Here is a 16179-nt window from a genome sequence, read left to right on the forward strand (position 1 = left end):
TTCGGAACCGGAGTCGGCGGGGCTGCCGCCGTCGCCGCAGTACGAGCGCCGTGAAAGGCGATCACGGTTACAGGTCCTGACGTGGCGACAGCCACCACATCGCCCCCTCCCGCCTCAACAATGGGTTGGATCCAAGCAATTTCACTGGTGTTAAGTCAAGGCATGAAGAAAGTGAGCTTCGGTCGGGGATCACCTGCGGTCGGCGGCGAGCCGGGCGTCATCAGCGCTTCTGCGTAAGGAAGTTGGTGGAAGACGACCCGCCTCGACCGGTCTGTGCAGCCGCGACGCCTGCGGGGCGCTCTGTCCGGCCCGTCGCCCTCGATCGCCGCCACGCCGCACATCGGCTCCCGGCTCTTCGACCCGGGTCTGATGGAGATCCGATCTCAGACGACTCGTCCTTCCCGCCAGCCGACCCCCACCGCACGACTCCGCGCCGGCGCGACCACTTGGCGCTGGGGTCCTGGCACCGCTCTGGACAGGGGGCGGCACCTCTGAAGGGAGCACGACGGAGGGATGAGGGAGGACCGCACGGCGCGCACCCGACAGAGGTGAGAGAGATATCCGAGTCCGGAACATGAGCCCGGGTTCGTCCGGCGAGAAGGTGCGGCTCGACGGGATGCAGCTGCCGTGCCCGGTCCCATGCCGACGGTGAATCACACAGCCCGTCCCGGCGGCCCGATCCTCGACCTCAATGACGAAATGTGTGGTTCAGGCCCACCATGCGAATGCTAAGCCGGGTCGAATCGATGCTTTCCGCCGACGCCCATATTTCCTCCCCCGGGTTCCCCTCCGAGGCCCCAACCCGGCGTCTGGCGTCGGCCGGCATCTGATTCCGATCGGCCGGTCCTTTTGGTCAAGCACGTCCCCAATGCAGGGTCACGTGGCCGTCGCTCTGCGGCGCAGGGGGGCCGGGTTCGGGCGGGTTCGGTGTCGCCGCGTGCAGCGGGCCAGGGAGAGTGCGTGGCGGCTGTTTTGGCCCGTGTTCTGGGGCTCGACGAGGTCCCGGTGGCCTTCTTATGGCCAAGGGCGGACACTGGATGGTGATGGTGTCCTCGGTGCCCGGGGAGTCCGTTCAGGGCTCCGCCGGGCAGAGCGACACCTGGGCGGCCGCATTGACCGTGTCGGCTACCGAGTATCTCAAGGGGCCATTCACATGGTGCGATCTTCTGGAATTTCGACACCTGAACCCGATACATCGGAACACAACAACGGACACGTCGATTCAACAGTTGCTCTCCAGAACCATTTCGCTGAAATCCTCGCCGAAGTCCTACAGACGGACAGAGTGGCGATCGACAATAACTTCTTCGAGGAGTTGGGTGCGAATTCCTTGGTGATGGCGCAGTTCTGCGCACGGCTCAGGAAGCGGGCGGACCTGCCTTCGGCTTCCATCAAGGACATCTATCAGAACCCGACGATCCGGAGTCTCGCCGCTGCCATGAGCGAGGCCGATCCCGGGCCCTCCGAGCCGCCGACGACGACGGCCGAGGAAGTGCCCCGCACGAGTACGCTTCGCTACGTCCTTTGCGGAACAATGCAACTGCTGCTCTTCCTGGGGTACGTATTCGCCCTCGGAGTGGCAGCCGCCCGCGGGTACAACTGGGTCGCCGCAGGCGAGGATGCGCCCCATATCTACCTCCGGGCAGTGGTCTTCGGCGGTGTCGCCTTCGCCGCCCTGACCGCCTTCCCGATCGCGGCCAAATGGATTCTCGTGGGCCGCTGGAAACCCCGTGAGTTTCCCCTGTGGGGATTCACATACCTACGGTTTTGGATCATCAGGGTCCTGCTGCACGCCAACCCGATGTTCTTCTTCGTGGGCAATCCGGTCTACGTGCTCTACCTGCGATGCCTCGGCGCGCGCATCGGCAGCGGGGTCACGATCCTCTCCCGCCGGATACCGGTCTGTACGGACCTGCTCACGATCGGCGCGGACACAGTCCTGCGCAAGGAGTCGTTCTTCCTGTGCTACCGGGCGCAAGCAGGGCGTATCCAGACCGGCAGGGTCACCTTCGGCAGGAACGCCGTGCTCGGGGAGAAGACTGTGCTCGACATCAACACCTCGCTCGGCGACCATGCGCAGCTCGGCCATGCGTCCTCGCTGCACAGCGGCCAGAACGTACCGGCCGGCGAGTACTGGCACGGTTCACCGGCGCAACGCGCGCAGATCAGCGCGATTCGGGTGCCGCCGGCGCAGTGCGGTCCCGTGCGTCGTACCGTCTACGGCCTGGTCACCATATTGCAGGTCCTCCTGGTGGTCGTGCCGCTGGCTGTCGGCGGCTCGTACATGCTGCTGGCCACGGCTCCTACGGTGGCCCACATCGTCGGGTCCGAGTCGACATCCGCGGAAATCACCTCGGCGCGGTTCTACACGGACGCGCTGCGCACATCCCTGGTGGTCTTCTTCGGGTTCGTCGTCCTGGGCACCGCCGCGTTGTGCACGATTCCGCGCCTGCTGGGCCGACTGGTCAAGCCCGATAGGGTCTATCCGCTGTACGGCCTGCATTACTCGGTTCACCGCACGATCGCACGGACCACCAACGTCAAGTTCTTCAAGCGACTTTTCGGCGACAGCTCCTTCATCGTGCACTACCTGAGGGGGCTGGGATACAAGCTTGCCCCGGTGCAGCAGACGGGCTCGAACTTCGGCACTGAAGTGGAACACGAGTCGCCGTTCCACAGTGCTGTGGGCACCGGAACGATGGTGGCCGACGGGCTGTCCGTGGTGAATGCCGATTACTCCAGCACGTCATTCCGTGTCTCGCGGGCAGAGATAGGCCGGGACAATTTCATCGGGAACAATATCGCCTTCCCTTCCGGCGCCCGGACCGGCGACAATTGTCTGCTGGCGACAAAGGTGATGGTGCCGCTCGACGGCCAGATCCGCGAGGGAGTCGGTCTGCTGGGCTCGCCGCCCTTCGAGATCCCGCGGTCGGTGGAGCGGGACAGCCGCTTCGACCACTTGCTCTCCCCTGACGAACTGCCCCGCCACCTCGCCGTGAAGAACCACTACAACCTGCGCACCATGGGCTTGTTCCTGGCGCTCGGCTGGCTGTATTTCTTCGTGATCACTCTCCTCGGCATGTCAGCCGCTTCATCGCCCGGGGTCGTGGGACACGTCATGTTCGCCGTGTCCGCAGCGGTCACCCTGGTGTTCACGTCGTTCTACCTCATCCTCGTGGAGCGCCTGGCAGGAGGATTCCGCAGACTGCGGCCGAAACTGTGCTCGATCTACCACCGGGACTTCTGGCTGCACGAGCGCTTGTGGAAGCTGCCCGTCGAATACTTCCATATCTTCAACGGGACCCCCTTCAAACCGTTGGCCTGGCGCTTGATGGGCGCCCAGGTCGGCAAACGGGTCTTCGACGACGGCTGCTATCTGACCGAGCGCACACTCGCCACCATCGGCGACGACTGCACCCTCAACCTCGGCAGCAGGATCCAGTGCCACTCGCAGGAGGACGGGACTTTCAAATCCGATCACATCGAGCTGGGCAACGGTGTCACCCTCGGTGTGGCCGCCCACGTCCACTACGGCGTGATCATGGGAGAAGGCGCCACGCTGGCACCTGACTCATTCCTCATGAAGGGCGAAGAAGTCCCCCGGATGGCCCAATGGCTAGGAAACCCCGCCACGGAGGCGAAAGCCGCCGAGCAGCGTTGCGCGGTACGGGCGCCGTGACCTGACCCTACGGTGGGCCGGCAGGCCCACGCGGAGCGTCCTGCGCCCGGGCACGAGCGCAGGACGCTCCGCGTTACTCAGCGCCATCGGTCTCCGGGTGGCCGGGGGCCCGGTGCTCTGGACGTGGGGCGATGCTCTCGAAGAGATTGGCGATCAGCTGATCGGCGAAGTCGGGGGTCAGGGGCTCCGCCGGCATGAGCAGGCGGTGGTAGCAGGCACCCCAGAGCTGGTCGACGACCGTCTCGAGGTCGGCGTCCTCGCGGACCTGCCCCGACTGCCGTGCGAGCATGAGGCGGTCCACGGCGAGCTCGCGGCGCTGCCGGACGTAATGAGCTGTCAGCGCGGCCGCCAGTTCGGGGTCGCTCTGAGCGGCTCCGATGAGTTCGGCGACGACGAGGCCGTTGTGGCGCAGGTGGTCGACGAATGCGTGGAGCTGGGTGCTGAGGTCGCGCCGGACGTCACCGGTGTCGGGAAAAGCGAGGGTGTCCTCCACGGCATCGGAGTAGGCCTCGAACGCGAGCGCCCCGGGCGATGACCACCACTTGTAGAGGGTCATCTTGCTGACGCCGGCACGTTCGGCGACCTTCGCGAAGGTCGCGCTTCGTATGCCCTCCGAGAACAGCAGCTCGGCTGTCGCGGCCAGGGCCGCCCGGCGTACGTCCTCCGCCCGGCGGCGACCACGCCCCGGCTTGAGGCGAGGAGCGTCGGGGACATCGGTTCGCTCCATGTGCGTACTCCACGTTCGTCAGTGCCCTGCAACGGCGGCACCCCTTGAGCTGTCAAAGTATATAGACACTCAGTCCACATGTGTTAGTGTACGAGTCGTCCATATAACTGAGGAGGGGTCTCCATGACCACCATTGAGCAGGCACCCGAGCGCGTCGCGATCGTGACCGGAGGGTCCGGCGGGATCGGAGGAGCGGTCGCTCGCCGGCTGGCAGCCGACGGGATGAAGGTCGTCGTGCACTACGCGGGAAGCGCCGAGCGGGCCAAGGAGGTCGTGGAGTCGATCACCGCGGCCGGTGGAGACGCAAGCGCAGTGCCGGGAGACGTCGCTGAGGCTGGGGAGGTGGAGCGGCTGTTCGATGTCACCGAGGAGCGCTACGGCCGGGTCGACGTCGTGGTCAACACGGCCGGGATCATGTTGCTGGCGCCGGTGGCCGAGATGGATCTGGACGCGTTCGACCGGATGCACCGAATCAATGTGCGGGGCGCCTTCGTGGTCTCGCAGCTTGCCGCGCGCAGGTTGCGGAAGGGCGGCGCGCTGATCAACATCTCGACTTCCGTCACGCGGTTGCAGCAGCCGACCTACGGCGCCTACGCGGCGACCAAGGGTGCGGTCGAGGCCATGACGCTGATTCTCGCCCGAGAGATGCGCGGCCGGGACATCACGGTGAACGCGGTGGCTCCAGGACCGACCGCCACGCCGCTGTTCCTGGACGGCAAGAGCGAGCAGCTGATCAACCAGATCGCCTCCGCCCCGCCGCTCGAGCGACTCGGTACCCCCGAGGACATCGCCGAGGCTGTCGCCTTCCTGGCCGGACCCGGTCGGTGGGTCAACGGCCAGGTCCTCTACACCAACGGCGGCATCGCCTAGCGCCCCGCCCGTCGGCGCCCCAGTTCTCGGCCCGGGTGACGCCTATCCTTCGGCGGCTCGAGTGGTGCGCAGCGATCTGAACGCGGCCCGGAGCTCCTTCGTGAAGATGTCCGGCACCTCCCAGGCCGCGAAGTGGCCGCCGCTCGGGGCTTTGTTGAAATAGATGAGCTTGTGGTAGCTGCGCTCGGCCCAACTCCGTGGTGCCTGGTAGATCTCGCCGGGAAACACGGTGATGGCGGCCGGGACGGAGACCGACACGGCGTTGAAGTTGTTGGCGTTGTTCTCCCAGTAGAGGCGAGCGGAAGAGACCGCGGTGTTGGTCACCCAGTAGAGCGTGATGTCGTCGAGCATCTCGTCCACGGTGAGCACCCGCTGGGGTTCGCCGCCGCTGTACGTCCACGCCGCGAACTTGTCGTACATCCATGCGGCCAATCCGGCCGGCGAGTCCGACAGTCCGTATCCCAGGGTCTGTGGCCGGGTGACCATGATGGCCGAGTAGCCCGAGCCCGTCCTGTAGAAGGTGGCCAGTCTGTCGTATGCGGCTTTCTCGTCGGCGGACAGCCCGGCTGGGGCCGGGTCGCCGCAGGCCAGTTTCTCTGCGATATCCGGGGGCACGGTGGCCGGGAAATTCACATGGATACCGAGCAATCCTGCGGGTCGCTGCATCGCCAGTCTGTCCGATATCACCGCACCCCAGTCGCCGCCCTGGGAAACATAGTGCTTGTACCCCAGGCGCTCCATCAGCGTGGCCCATGCCTGTGCAATGCGGTCGGGGCCCCAGCCGGTACTCGTCGGCTTTTCCGAAAAGCCGTAGCCGGGTATCGAGGGTATGACGAGGTGAAAGGCTTCGCCGGCGCGGCCGCCATGGGCCGTCGGGTTGGTGAGCGGGTCGATCACCTTGAGAAATTCCAGGATCGAGCCAGGCCAGCCATGGGTCAGGATCATCGGCAGGGCGTGCGGATGGCGGGAGCGCACGTGGATGAAATGGATATCGAGCCCATCGATCTTGGTCATGAACTGCGGCAAGGAATTCAACTTGGCCTCGACGTTCCGCCAGTTGTAGGACGTTCCCCAGTAGCGCGCAAGTTTTTGCATCGTGGCCAACTGGACGCCCTGCGACTGATCGCGGACAGTCTCACGGTCGGGCCAACGTGTCGCCATGATGCGCCGACGGAGATCGACAAGATCCTCTTCCGCAATATTGATGCGGAAGGGACGGATGCCCGCGCTTTCATGTGTCGCAGTCGGCGTCCGAAGGGGCAGGTCGAAAGCCCCTGTGGTCGCCGCGGTCATCGCGGCAGCCGAGGCGGAAAGGAACGTGCGCCGAGAGTGCCGCGATGGGGTTTCGGGCATGGCAGACCTCCTTGGGTGATGCGCAGGCTTTCGCGAACGGACTCGCGACGACGTCACGCCCCACATTGCCCAACGGCGAAGAGAGAGATCTGGCAGGGAATTCCTGCGAGCCAGGGCTGCGACATCCAGGAGGCAGCGGCAGGCGCCGATGAGATGCTTGGTTCACCACGGGTATCGTGACTGAACGTAACGCTATGCAGCGTTGTGTGAACTCGCAACTCGGGCCCCAGATCTGGCGGACGAGCTGCAGGTCAGCCGTGCAGCGGGCCGCAGATGGCGGAGGGCCGGGCAGTGAGGGCCTGGCCCTCCGTCGGTCTACGGGCCGCCCGGCCCATGCAGTGCCCAGAGCGCGCGCCTGACCGGTCGAGCCGAGTCGAGCCCGGGTCGCACGAGAGGGGCCGGCCGACGGGAAACGCCCCTGGGCCGGCCGGCCCCTCTGCTCTGTGTGCCGTCAGGTCTGCGCCGGACTTACGGGTAACTGACCAGGTAGGCCACATTGTTGCTTGCGGTGACCTGGTTGCCGGTGTTGTCGATAATGTGGTTGATGGTTCCGGCACCGCCCAGGACCGTGGTCACCATGCTGTGGAACTTGACCGTGGACGTGGTGGGCGCCTCGATGCCATGGCCGAGTACCACGGAGGGGTTGTCGCGGAGATAGGCATAGACACCCACACCCCATGCCTCGTGGGAGGTGACCGAGTTGGCGACCTTGTACGAGGCGTAGCCGAGGTCGCCTCCACTCGTGGTCCAACTGGACTGGTTGGGCACGTCGTAGGGAGTCTCGCTCTGGTAGAAGTACGTGCGGCCGCCGTTGCCGTTCCAGGTGGTCTGGTACTTCTGGTAGTGCTCGACCGCCAGACCGTACATGGTGACGTTGTTGCCGTTGACGATCAGCCCGTTGACGGCGGGGTTGGTCGTCCAGCCGACGCCATTGGAGTGGTCCCCGCGCCACAGCCACAGGTCGTCGCCGATGACGTCATTGCTGTTGATCACCAGTGTCTGGGTGGCCTTGCCGGCGATGTCTCCGCCGATGCGGAAGAAGACATCGTGTAGCACGATCGGGTCGGCGGAGTGACTGGCGCTGGAGCCGGCCGGGCCGACCTGCATCAGGGTGTTGGAGTTGGTGGTGTTCGCACTGATCAACAACCCGGCGATGTCGATGCCGTCGACGTCGGCCGTGGTGATCGCGGTGACGCCGTTGTCCGGCACGAGAGTGGCCAGGCCCAGTCCGAGCACCACCGTGTCGGGTCGGGTGATGTTCAGCGGCGCCGAGAGGTGATACACGCCAGGGGTGACGATCAGGTTCTGACCCGCGGCGAGCGCGTTGTTGATCGTCGTGGCGGTGTCACCGGGCTTGACTATGTAGAACTTGCTGATGGGCAGCGAACTGCCCGGAGCCGTTCCGTTGACCCAGTCCGGGCCCTGCACATTGGTGCGCACCGACGGAACGAACACCTGCCAGTTGCCTGAGCCGTCGACGTAGATGAACGGCTTCTCGCGCATCACCGGGCTCTGGGCGACGGTGGTGTACTGCGGATTGGGGAAGCTGGTCGCCGGTGCGCCGGTGTCACCGACGAAGACCATGTTCCAGTTGTGCCCGGTCCAGCCGCCGTCCAGGGCGCTGTTCTGGGTGAGGAACTGCTGCTGGGTCCCGGAGTTGATCTGGCCGGAGATCCGGGAGTTGCCGATGTAGCCGCCGCTGGACCAGTTGGTGCTGGTGCCGTGGGTGTCGTCCCAGAGCTTCATGTTGCCGTGCACGTCCATCCGCCGGAACGGATCGGCCTGCGAGACGGCCCACATGGTGCTGCCGGAGCTGGGGCTCACCGACATGTTCTCGACGTCGCGCCAGAAGTTCTGGGTGGCGTTGCCGTCGTTGGTGTGACCCTCGACGTGCACACCGCCGCCGGTGATCGACACCTGGGTCGGTGACAGACCCAGCCCGGAGACCTGGGTGTAGTAGCCGACCGGTATGTCGACGTTGTACGTGCCGGGCGTGAACAGCAGGGCGTTGCGCTGGGTGCCGAACTCGTTGGTCTGCTGGGTGCTGTAGACCGAGTTGATCTTCGACTGGATGGTGGACACTGGCATCGACGGATCGAACACCGTCACATTGGGGCCGAAGTCCGGGGTGTTGGGCGGCGGGGTGATGCCGCCGGAGAGAGTAAAGGACTGGGCGCCGGTGCCGTTGCAGGTGTACTGCTGCAGTTGGACGCTGTCGGCGGTGGACGCGGACGGCACATCGAGGCACTTGCCGCTGTTGCGGTTGACGAAGTGGTACCCGCCGGAGTCCTCTGCGACCGGCAGCCACTGCTGGTTGGCACCGCCGCCGTAGAGCCACAGCTGGGTCAGCGCACCGTCGGCGGTGGAGACGTCGGTCTCGTCCCAGACCTGATTCGGTGCGGAGGCCGCCCCGATCCGGTAGTAGCCGCTGTCGGTGGCGGTGAACTGCCAGGACTGGGCGCCGGTGCCGTTGCACGTGTACTGCTGCACGGCGGTGCCGTTGCCGGTGGCCGCGGCGCGTGCGTCCACGCACTTGCCACTGTTGGCGTTGACGACGGTGGTGGGGGAGGTGGGGATGGTCGCCGCGCCGGCGCTCGGTGCGGCGAGCAGCGTGATGCCGGCGACGGCCGGCAGCAGAAGGGCGGTTGTGAGAGCGGCTGTGCGTCTGCGGGGACGGGGGGCTCGGGCGAGCACCGCGAGAACGTCGGTCACACGTGTCTCCTCGGTCGCGTTGGGGTCGCGCGATGTTGGTCGGAAGGTAGGCGCCGCCCGCCGGGCCGTCAATACACAACAAAAAATAAGCCGTGAACTATGCTGCCAGGAAAGGGAACTGAGCTGGTGGGCGCTGTCACGAACGGACGGTTGGGTCCTTTATCGACAGGTGTCCCCGCTTCGCCCGCCGCATCCGGAACAGCTGAGGCTCCGCTCCTCTACGAGTAGTCGCTCCGGTCAGTAGGCGCCCATCAGCGCGACCGGGGTGTAGGTTCCTGCGCGACGGCCGACTCAAGGGCGACGCCATCCGCACCGTGACACTCGGCGCCGTCCTGCGGTACGACCCGCTCTTGACCCCAGGGGCAGAGTCATCCCCTAGCGCATCCGAGGTCAAAGGGCCTGGAGCCGGTACGCCTGTCGGGCCCAGATGTGGTCGCCATCGGGTTGATCGCCACGGAGCCCTGGCAACAGCTGAGGCATGGACTCAGGAGCAAGCTCCGACTCCACTGCGGTGAGATTATGCGAGTATTTGAGGCAAATGAGAGCTTGATGAGCATTCTCTTATCGGAGTGGCGTTTTTCCGTTTTGGGCGATTTGCGGGTGCAGGATCTGATTCATCCCGGCCCACCCGGCCAGGCGACCTGACGGAGCATCACGCTCCGTCGAACGGAGAGGACACCCTCGATGAGTAACAGAATCAAGCGGGCCGCGGCCCTTGGCGTGGCGACGATCGCGATGAGCGCCGGGGTCGTGCTCGGGACGGTCGGCAGCGCCTCCGCCGCCACGGCTTACCACGGCCCGGATCGTGACCACGCCCGGCACGGCTGGCAGGACTCGAACTACTGGAACCGGGGGCGGAACCTGGGTCACGACAGGCACCACCACCACAAGCAGTACGGCCACGTGGGGCGCGCCTGGCACAAGAACGACCGCGACTGCCGCCGCTAGACCCGGCCCAGGCTTCACTTTCGCATCGGCGTTGAGCCGCTTCACACCATTGCCTGCGCTGTCCCGGCGATCGGTGAACCGGTGATCTGACGGCGAACAAGGGGATTTGAGCGCGCCCCGGACACAATAGTCCGGGGCGCGCTCGAGTTTGATCCCCTTGAGGGAGCGGCCGGCAACGACCGATCGCATGGCTCCGGGCAACCTCGGGACAGCGATCAAGTCGGCAGCCGCCGTGGGGGAATGGGACGGTGCGGGTATCGGCTTGGTGCGGCATGTGGCCGGGCTCGGACGCGCCGATGGCCGGAGAGTGCTGCCTCCGTCAACTCTGCGCAGGCGCCGGGCAGATGATGTGCCAGACTGCGGTGATCGATTGATCCACTCATGCAACGGGAGTCCGTCATGATGGCCGATACACCCGGCTCTGTGCACATCGATACCAGCAAGGCGCATCCGGCGCGGGTGTACGACTGGCTGCTCGGCGGCAAGGACAACTACCCCGCCGACAAGGCGGTGGGCGAGAAACTTCCGCCTGAGGCACGGGACGCCGCCCGCCAGAACCGTGAGTTCATGCACCGGGCGGCTGCATGGCTCGCCATGCAGGGCGTCGACCAGTTCCTGGACATCGGCGCGGGCATTCCCACCGAACCCAACCTGCACCAAGTCGTCCAGCGCATCGTGCCGAGTGCCAAGGTCGTGTACTGCGACAACGATCCCATCGTGCTGCGGCACGCAGAGGCGTTGCTGGCCGGTCACCCCCAGGGGCGCACCGACTACATCCAGGCCGATGCACGCCGACCGGCACAGATCGTCGAGCATGCCCGAAGCGTGCTCGACTTCGAACGCCCCATCGCGCTCTCGTTGATCGCACTCATGCACTTCATCCCGGACGACCAGGACCCGTACGAGATCGTGCGTGCTCTGCTCGCAGCCCTGCCGCAGGGCAGTCACCTCGTCCTGTCGCACGCCGCATCCGATCTTTATCCGGAACTCGCCGAGCAGGTCACCGCCGAGTATGAGAAGGGCGGCATTCGGCTCGGTTTCCGCACCCGAGGTGAGGTTGGCCGCTTCTTCGACGGCCTGGATCTCCTTGATCCCGGCCTGGTGACAGCCCCCGAGTGGTTCAAGAGCCCCGCCACGATGCCGTCGCCGGAAGGCAGTGGCATCTACGCCGCGGTGGCCCGCATCCGCTGATCGCCTCCCCACGGGCTTGGCCGGATCACGGCAGCACACCGCTGTCGCCGGGGGACCGACCGATACGGTCCTCAGATGCGGGGCGGGGCCTCGCCGGTCACAGGTCGAGTCGGAGAGCGGTGAGCTCGGCACGGGAGCTGACGCCCAACTTGGCGTAGCAGTTTCGCAATTGAAGGCTCCCCTCCCTGAAGGGAGGGGATTCTCCACCCTCCAGGGTTGAGCGGGGATGTACGGCTCAGGCTGCCACCGGAGCCAGCGGCTCAGGTGGTCTTACGCCCTCGGCACCGTCCGGGTTCCAACCTGCCCGGACCAGCATCACGCGGGCGGAGTTCTTGTCCCTGGGGGACACGGCTCCGCACACGGTGCAGGCATACGTTCTCATCGAGAGAGGGAGTGCGTGCTTGGTTCTCGCCCCGCACGTTGCGCAGTCCATCGTGGTGTGCGCCGGGTGCACCAGACGGACGTCCCGTGCGTGCTTGCGGCCCATCTCGACCAGGGCACGCTTCGTCGCCGCGATGGCCGCGTCGGCCGCCTTGCGGGCCATGGTGGTCTTCGCGAGGAACTTCGGGCGGAAGTCCTCCACCGCCACTCCGTCATGATCGCGCATGACGGCCTTGGCCCACTTGCGGCCGGTGTCCTCACGCTGCCGCGCGATCTTCCTGTGCAGCTTCGCTGCCTGTGCCTGCGCCTTCCGGTAGCCGGTGGATGCACGCTGTCCTTTCGGTCGCCGGCGCCGGGCCATCATCCGCTGGTACTTCGCGAGCCGCTGAGCGGACCGCTTGCCGTGTTCGGCATGCGGAAGGTCGTAGGCGTCATCCGTGGTGGTCGCGGTCTCCTTCACACCCCAGTCCACGCCCAGGACGTGGCCGGTCTCCACAAGCGGCTCGACCTGGGCCGGGGCGACGAAGGAGGCGTACCAGTGCCCGAGCGTGTCCTGGTACACGCGCACGCTCGACGGGTCGGCCGGAAGAGCCCGCGACCACACCACGCTCAGCACGATCTGGCCCGCAAGGTGCAGACGGCCCTCCTTGAGGCGGAAACCGCGCCGGGTGTAGTTCAGCGACGGTCGGCTGTCACGCTTGCGCTTGAAGCGGGGCATCCCCGCCCGGCGGTGCTGCGCAAGCCCGTCCTTGATGTCCTTCAGCGCCTTCGCCCTCGACCTGGCGAAGTCCCGGATCACCTGCTGCTGCGGCACGCTCGCGCCCTCAGCCAGCCACGCTGTCACCCCGCGGGCGTCGGTCAGCATCCTGTCCAGCTGCGCCGGACCACACGTCAGCTTCTCGCCGCCCGCTCTGCTCTGCGCGTGGGCCTGCCGGGACTTGGCCACGCATTCGTTCCAGATCCAGCGGCAGCGATCCCACTCGGCTTCGAGTGCGCGCCGGGCTGTCTTCGACAGGCGTACACGGAAGGTGTACCGGGCATGCCCGGTGTCCTTCGTGGTCGCTTCTGTCGTCATGCATCCGAACCTACCTGGGAGGACTGACAGTTGAGAGTTCTTGACCGTTGTGGGCGGCATCACGGCCGTGCGGGGTGGACGCCGGATCGCCCTGACGGCGATCCGGCTGTCCCTGCCCTGCTCCGCAGGAGTCCGATTCCTCCCCGGCCTGAAGGCCGGGGCATCCTCGGAGAAAGCCGGTGAAAGTCGACGGTGCGTGGACTGACGAACAACTGCGCGGCCACGTCCCGGTTCGACAGTCCCTGCCGGACCAGAGCGGCTACCTGGCGTTCCTGCCGGGTGAGCTCGGTGGCGGTGGTTTCGTCGCGGCGGCGCGCGCTTTCCCCGGAGGCGCGCAGTTCCTGCGTCGCCCGCTCGGCCCACGGCGTGGCGCCCAGGTCCTCGAACAGCGCCAGCGCGGTGCGCAGATGATCGCGGGCGTCGACCCGGCGGCGGGCGCGCCGCAGGTGCTCGCCGAAGGCCAGATGGGTGGTGGCCCGGTCGCGCAGCCGCGGCGAGTCGGCGTGCGCGGCGAGTGCACGCCGGAAGTGGGTCTCGGCGTCGCCGTCGTCGGCCAGCAGGGCCCGGCCGTGCTCGACGACCGCGGTCGCCGCCGGCAGACCAGTGCCTGCCGCGAACTGCTCCAGCTCGGCGAGCCAGGTGCGGGCGACATCCTGGCGGTCGCCGCGTACGGCTGCGTCGAACAGGTCGAGGGCGGCCAGACGGCGCCAGACGGGCCCTTCGATCTGCCCGAGGTGGTGCAGCGCGGTGACCGGCTGTGCCGCGTTGCGCAGCCCGCGGGCCCACTGCGCCAAGTCGGCGACAAGGCCGTCGGTGATGCCGACCGGGTGCTTGTCCCGGATCTCGGCGACTCTGTCCAGATGACGGTCGGCGGCATCGTCTCCACGTAGCGCCGCGATCAGGGCGAGTTGCGCGGTGGGCAGCGCGCTCAGCCCCGGGTGACCGGTACCGACCGTCAGCGGCAGCGCCTCGGCGGCGGCAGCGGCGGCCTTCGACCAGGCGCCGGTCGCGATCTGGAAGTGGGCGCCGCGGGTGAGGGCGTGCTCGACCATGTTCAGCGCGCCAGCGCGGCGGGCAGCGGTCAGTTGCTCCTCGTGCAGCCGCAGTCCGCGCTCGTCGTCGTCGATCAGCATCGCGGCGATACCCAGGTTGGGCTGCAGCATATGGTCGTCGACGGGGTCAGCGTCGGTGAGGACGAACGCGCACCGGAAGGACTCCGCGGCGGTCGCCCAGTCGCAGCGGGCGACCGCGCCGAACCCCTGCAGCAGGGCCCAGGCGGCCCGTACCCGGGTCGGCGCGTCCGGCGCTGGCTCGGCCACGAGAGCGGTCGGGTTCACGGTGCGCGGGGATCGGGCGCCGAACGCCGCCAGCGACGCGGCGAGCATCGCCAGCTGAGCCGCCGGCGCCGGATCCACGTCGGCGGCGAGCTCGGCGGCCTGCAGGACGAGGTCGTAGCCGTCATTGAGGGAACGGGTGTTCCACTCGATCTGCCCCTGCAACGCGAGCAGTTGCGCCCGCAGCAGCGGATCGGTCACATCCGCCGCGGCGGCCCGGGCGAGTGCCGAGGCGCGCGACGGGTGCGCGCCCAGCCAGGCCGAGGAGGCGGCCAGGTACAGCCTCCGGCCGCGGGCCTCACCGCCGACGGTGAGTTCGGCGGCGCGGGCCCGTGCGGCGGCCGCCGCCTCGTGGCCACCCCGGGCCGCGGCGCGCTCGGCGACCCCGTCGAGGGCGGCGACGACGTCCTCGTCGGGCCGGTCGGCTGCGGCAGCCAGGTGCCAGGCCCGACGCTCCGGATCGCCGGTCAGCACGTCGGCGAGCACACGGTGCACGGCGCGGCGTTGCGCACTGGTGGCCGCGCGGTAGACCGCCGAGCGCACCAGCGGGTGGTAGAGGGTGACGGTGTCGCCGTCCACGCGCAGCGATCCGGACCGCTCCGCCGCGTCCAGAGCGGTATCAGCGGCGTTGAGGCGTTCGGCGGTGTCGCGGACCACGGTGAGTCGGGCGGTGTCGTCGGTCGCGGCGACCAGCAGGAACCGTTGCGCGGGTTCATCGAGGCTCACCAGTTGGATTAGCGAGCCGTAGTGAACCTGTGGCAGAGTGCTACGCGCACGCCCGGCGCCCAGGCGACGTCGGGCACCCTCCTCGGTCGGGTCGTGCGGCCCGGTCGACCAGCGTCCGGAGGGACGTGCCACGCGGGCTGGCGGCTCCTGTCGTTCAGTACCAGGGCACGAAGGCGATTGGCTCCCAAGGCTGAGCAACGCTCAGGCTCGCTAAGCCAATCAGAGACGCTGCGGTAGCGGTGGAGGAAGGCGCGCTCCCTGCCGCCGGTCAGCGGCAGTGGGCTGGGCAGCGGCGCCCGGCCGGTCAGCTGGTCGGCGGTGAGCACCCCGGCCAGCTCGACCAGTGCGAGCGGGTTGCCGCCGGTGCCCGTGACCAGCTGCTCACGCACCGCTGGGTCGATGTCGGTCCCGGCGCGGGCGGACAGCAGCGCGTCGGCGTCGGTGCCCGTCACACCGCCGAGTACGACGGTGGGCAGGTCATCGGCGTCGAAGCGTCGGACATCGCCGTCACGGGCGGCGAACAGCAGCGCCACGCGCTCGGCCTGCAACCGGCGAGCGGCGAACAACAGCGCCGCGGCCGACGCTTCGTCGAGCCAGTGCGCGTCATCGACGACGACCAGCAGCGGCGTCTGTTCGGCGGCGTCGGCGAGCAGGCTCAGCGTGCCGAGGAACGCCCGGAAGCGGTCGCCCTCGCCTTCTGCCTCACCCATCGCCGCGCGCAGCGCCGATGCCTGCGGTGCGGGCAGGGAGTCGATTCGGGTGCGCAGTGGCCACAGCAGCCGTTGCAGCGCGGCGAAGGCCAGCGGTGATTCGGACTCCACGCCGGAGGTGCGCAGCACCCGCAGGTCCGCGGCGGTTGTCAGCGCATCGGCCAGCAGCGTCGATTTGCCGACCCCGGGGTCGCCGCGCACCACCAGCGCACCGCCACTGCCGCTGCGGGCGGCGTCGAGCAGGGCGGCGATCGCCGCGCGTTCGGGATCCCGTCCGGCCAGCACGAAGCCAACGGTACCGAACGCTCCGGACGGGTCCCGGTGCCCGCCGCCGGGAGCAGCGGGGCCAGCAGCGTCCACTGCCCGTCGGTCATCGTCGTACCGGGGGAGAAGTGCCGTCGCGAGGGACGATCACCAGCCCGGCCATGAGCAGGGCATGACGAGTACAGGGCGGGCACTGGGACGCTATGTGC

At 67.6% G+C, this 16179-nt stretch carries 10 protein-coding genes; 4 read left to right on the plus strand and 6 right to left on the minus strand.

The features are described 5' to 3' along the window. Positions 1-1153: 1153 nt before the first annotated feature. Positions 1154-3679, plus strand: coding sequence for a Pls/PosA family non-ribosomal peptide synthetase (locus ACQEXA_RS50250; protein ID WP_432938863.1), 2526 nt, complete (start codon positions 1154-1156; stop codon positions 3677-3679). Positions 3680-3752: 73 nt separating this feature from the next. Here ACQEXA_RS50250 and ACQEXA_RS50255 read toward each other — a convergent pair whose 3' ends face one another. After that, positions 3753-4406 carry a TetR/AcrR family transcriptional regulator C-terminal ligand-binding domain-containing protein gene (locus ACQEXA_RS50255; RefSeq protein ID WP_432923393.1) on the minus strand — a complete coding sequence of 218 codons (654 nt, stop codon included), beginning with the start codon at positions 4404-4406 and terminating at the stop codon, positions 3753-3755. Positions 4407-4529: 123 nt separating this feature from the next. Here ACQEXA_RS50255 and ACQEXA_RS50260 point away from each other — a divergent pair, with 123 nt between their 5' ends. Continuing rightward, positions 4530-5276 carry an SDR family oxidoreductase gene (locus ACQEXA_RS50260; RefSeq protein WP_432923390.1) on the plus strand — a complete coding sequence of 249 codons (747 nt, stop codon included), beginning with the start codon at positions 4530-4532 and terminating at the stop codon, positions 5274-5276. A gap of 42 nt (positions 5277-5318) precedes the next feature. Here the strand turns inward: ACQEXA_RS50260 and ACQEXA_RS50265 are convergent, their stop codons facing one another. Then, positions 5319-6629 carry an epoxide hydrolase family protein gene (locus ACQEXA_RS50265; RefSeq protein WP_433133268.1) on the minus strand — a complete coding sequence of 437 codons (1311 nt, stop codon included), beginning with the start codon at positions 6627-6629 and terminating at the stop codon, positions 5319-5321. A 468-nt stretch (positions 6630-7097) separates the two neighbouring features. Further along, the gene (locus ACQEXA_RS50270) at positions 7098-9341 is read right to left on the minus strand and encodes an RICIN domain-containing protein (RefSeq protein ID WP_433133270.1); all 2244 of its coding nucleotides are present in this window, start codon (positions 9339-9341) and stop codon (positions 7098-7100) included. 684 nt (positions 9342-10025) lie between these two features. Between ACQEXA_RS50270 and ACQEXA_RS50275 the strand changes: the two genes are divergently transcribed. Both ACQEXA_RS50275 and ACQEXA_RS50280 read left to right on the plus strand, forming a co-directional pair. Beyond that, a complete protein-coding gene (locus ACQEXA_RS50275; RefSeq protein ID WP_432923381.1) occupies positions 10026-10289 on the plus strand; it encodes a hypothetical protein in 264 nt (87 codons plus the stop codon). Positions 10290-10670: 381 nt separating this feature from the next. Beyond that, positions 10671-11480 carry an SAM-dependent methyltransferase gene (locus tag ACQEXA_RS50280; RefSeq protein WP_433133272.1) on the plus strand — a complete coding sequence of 270 codons (810 nt, stop codon included), beginning with the start codon at positions 10671-10673 and terminating at the stop codon, positions 11478-11480. A gap of 235 nt (positions 11481-11715) precedes the next feature. Here the strand turns inward: ACQEXA_RS50280 and ACQEXA_RS50285 are convergent, their stop codons facing one another. The 3 genes from ACQEXA_RS50285 to ACQEXA_RS50295 are packed head-to-tail and all read right to left on the minus strand — an operon-like array spanning position 11716 to position 15991. After that, on the minus strand, positions 11716-12936 hold the full coding sequence (locus ACQEXA_RS50285) for an RNA-guided endonuclease InsQ/TnpB family protein (RefSeq protein ID WP_433133274.1): 1221 nt from the start codon (positions 12934-12936) through the stop codon (positions 11716-11718). A 59-nt stretch (positions 12937-12995) separates the two neighbouring features. Continuing rightward, positions 12996-14996, minus strand: a complete 2001-nt coding sequence (locus ACQEXA_RS50290; protein WP_433133276.1) for a helix-turn-helix transcriptional regulator — start codon at positions 14994-14996, stop codon at positions 12996-12998. A gap of 8 nt (positions 14997-15004) precedes the next feature. Further along, the gene (locus ACQEXA_RS50295; RefSeq protein WP_432923370.1) at positions 15005-15991 is read right to left on the minus strand and encodes an AAA family ATPase; all 987 of its coding nucleotides are present in this window, start codon (positions 15989-15991) and stop codon (positions 15005-15007) included. Between the last annotated feature and the right edge of the window lie 188 nt (positions 15992-16179).

Origin of the sequence: Streptomyces sp. CA-106110 (genome assembly GCF_050936285.1) — a bacterium.
GTDB lineage: Bacteria > Actinomycetota > Actinomycetes > Streptomycetales > Streptomycetaceae > Streptomyces.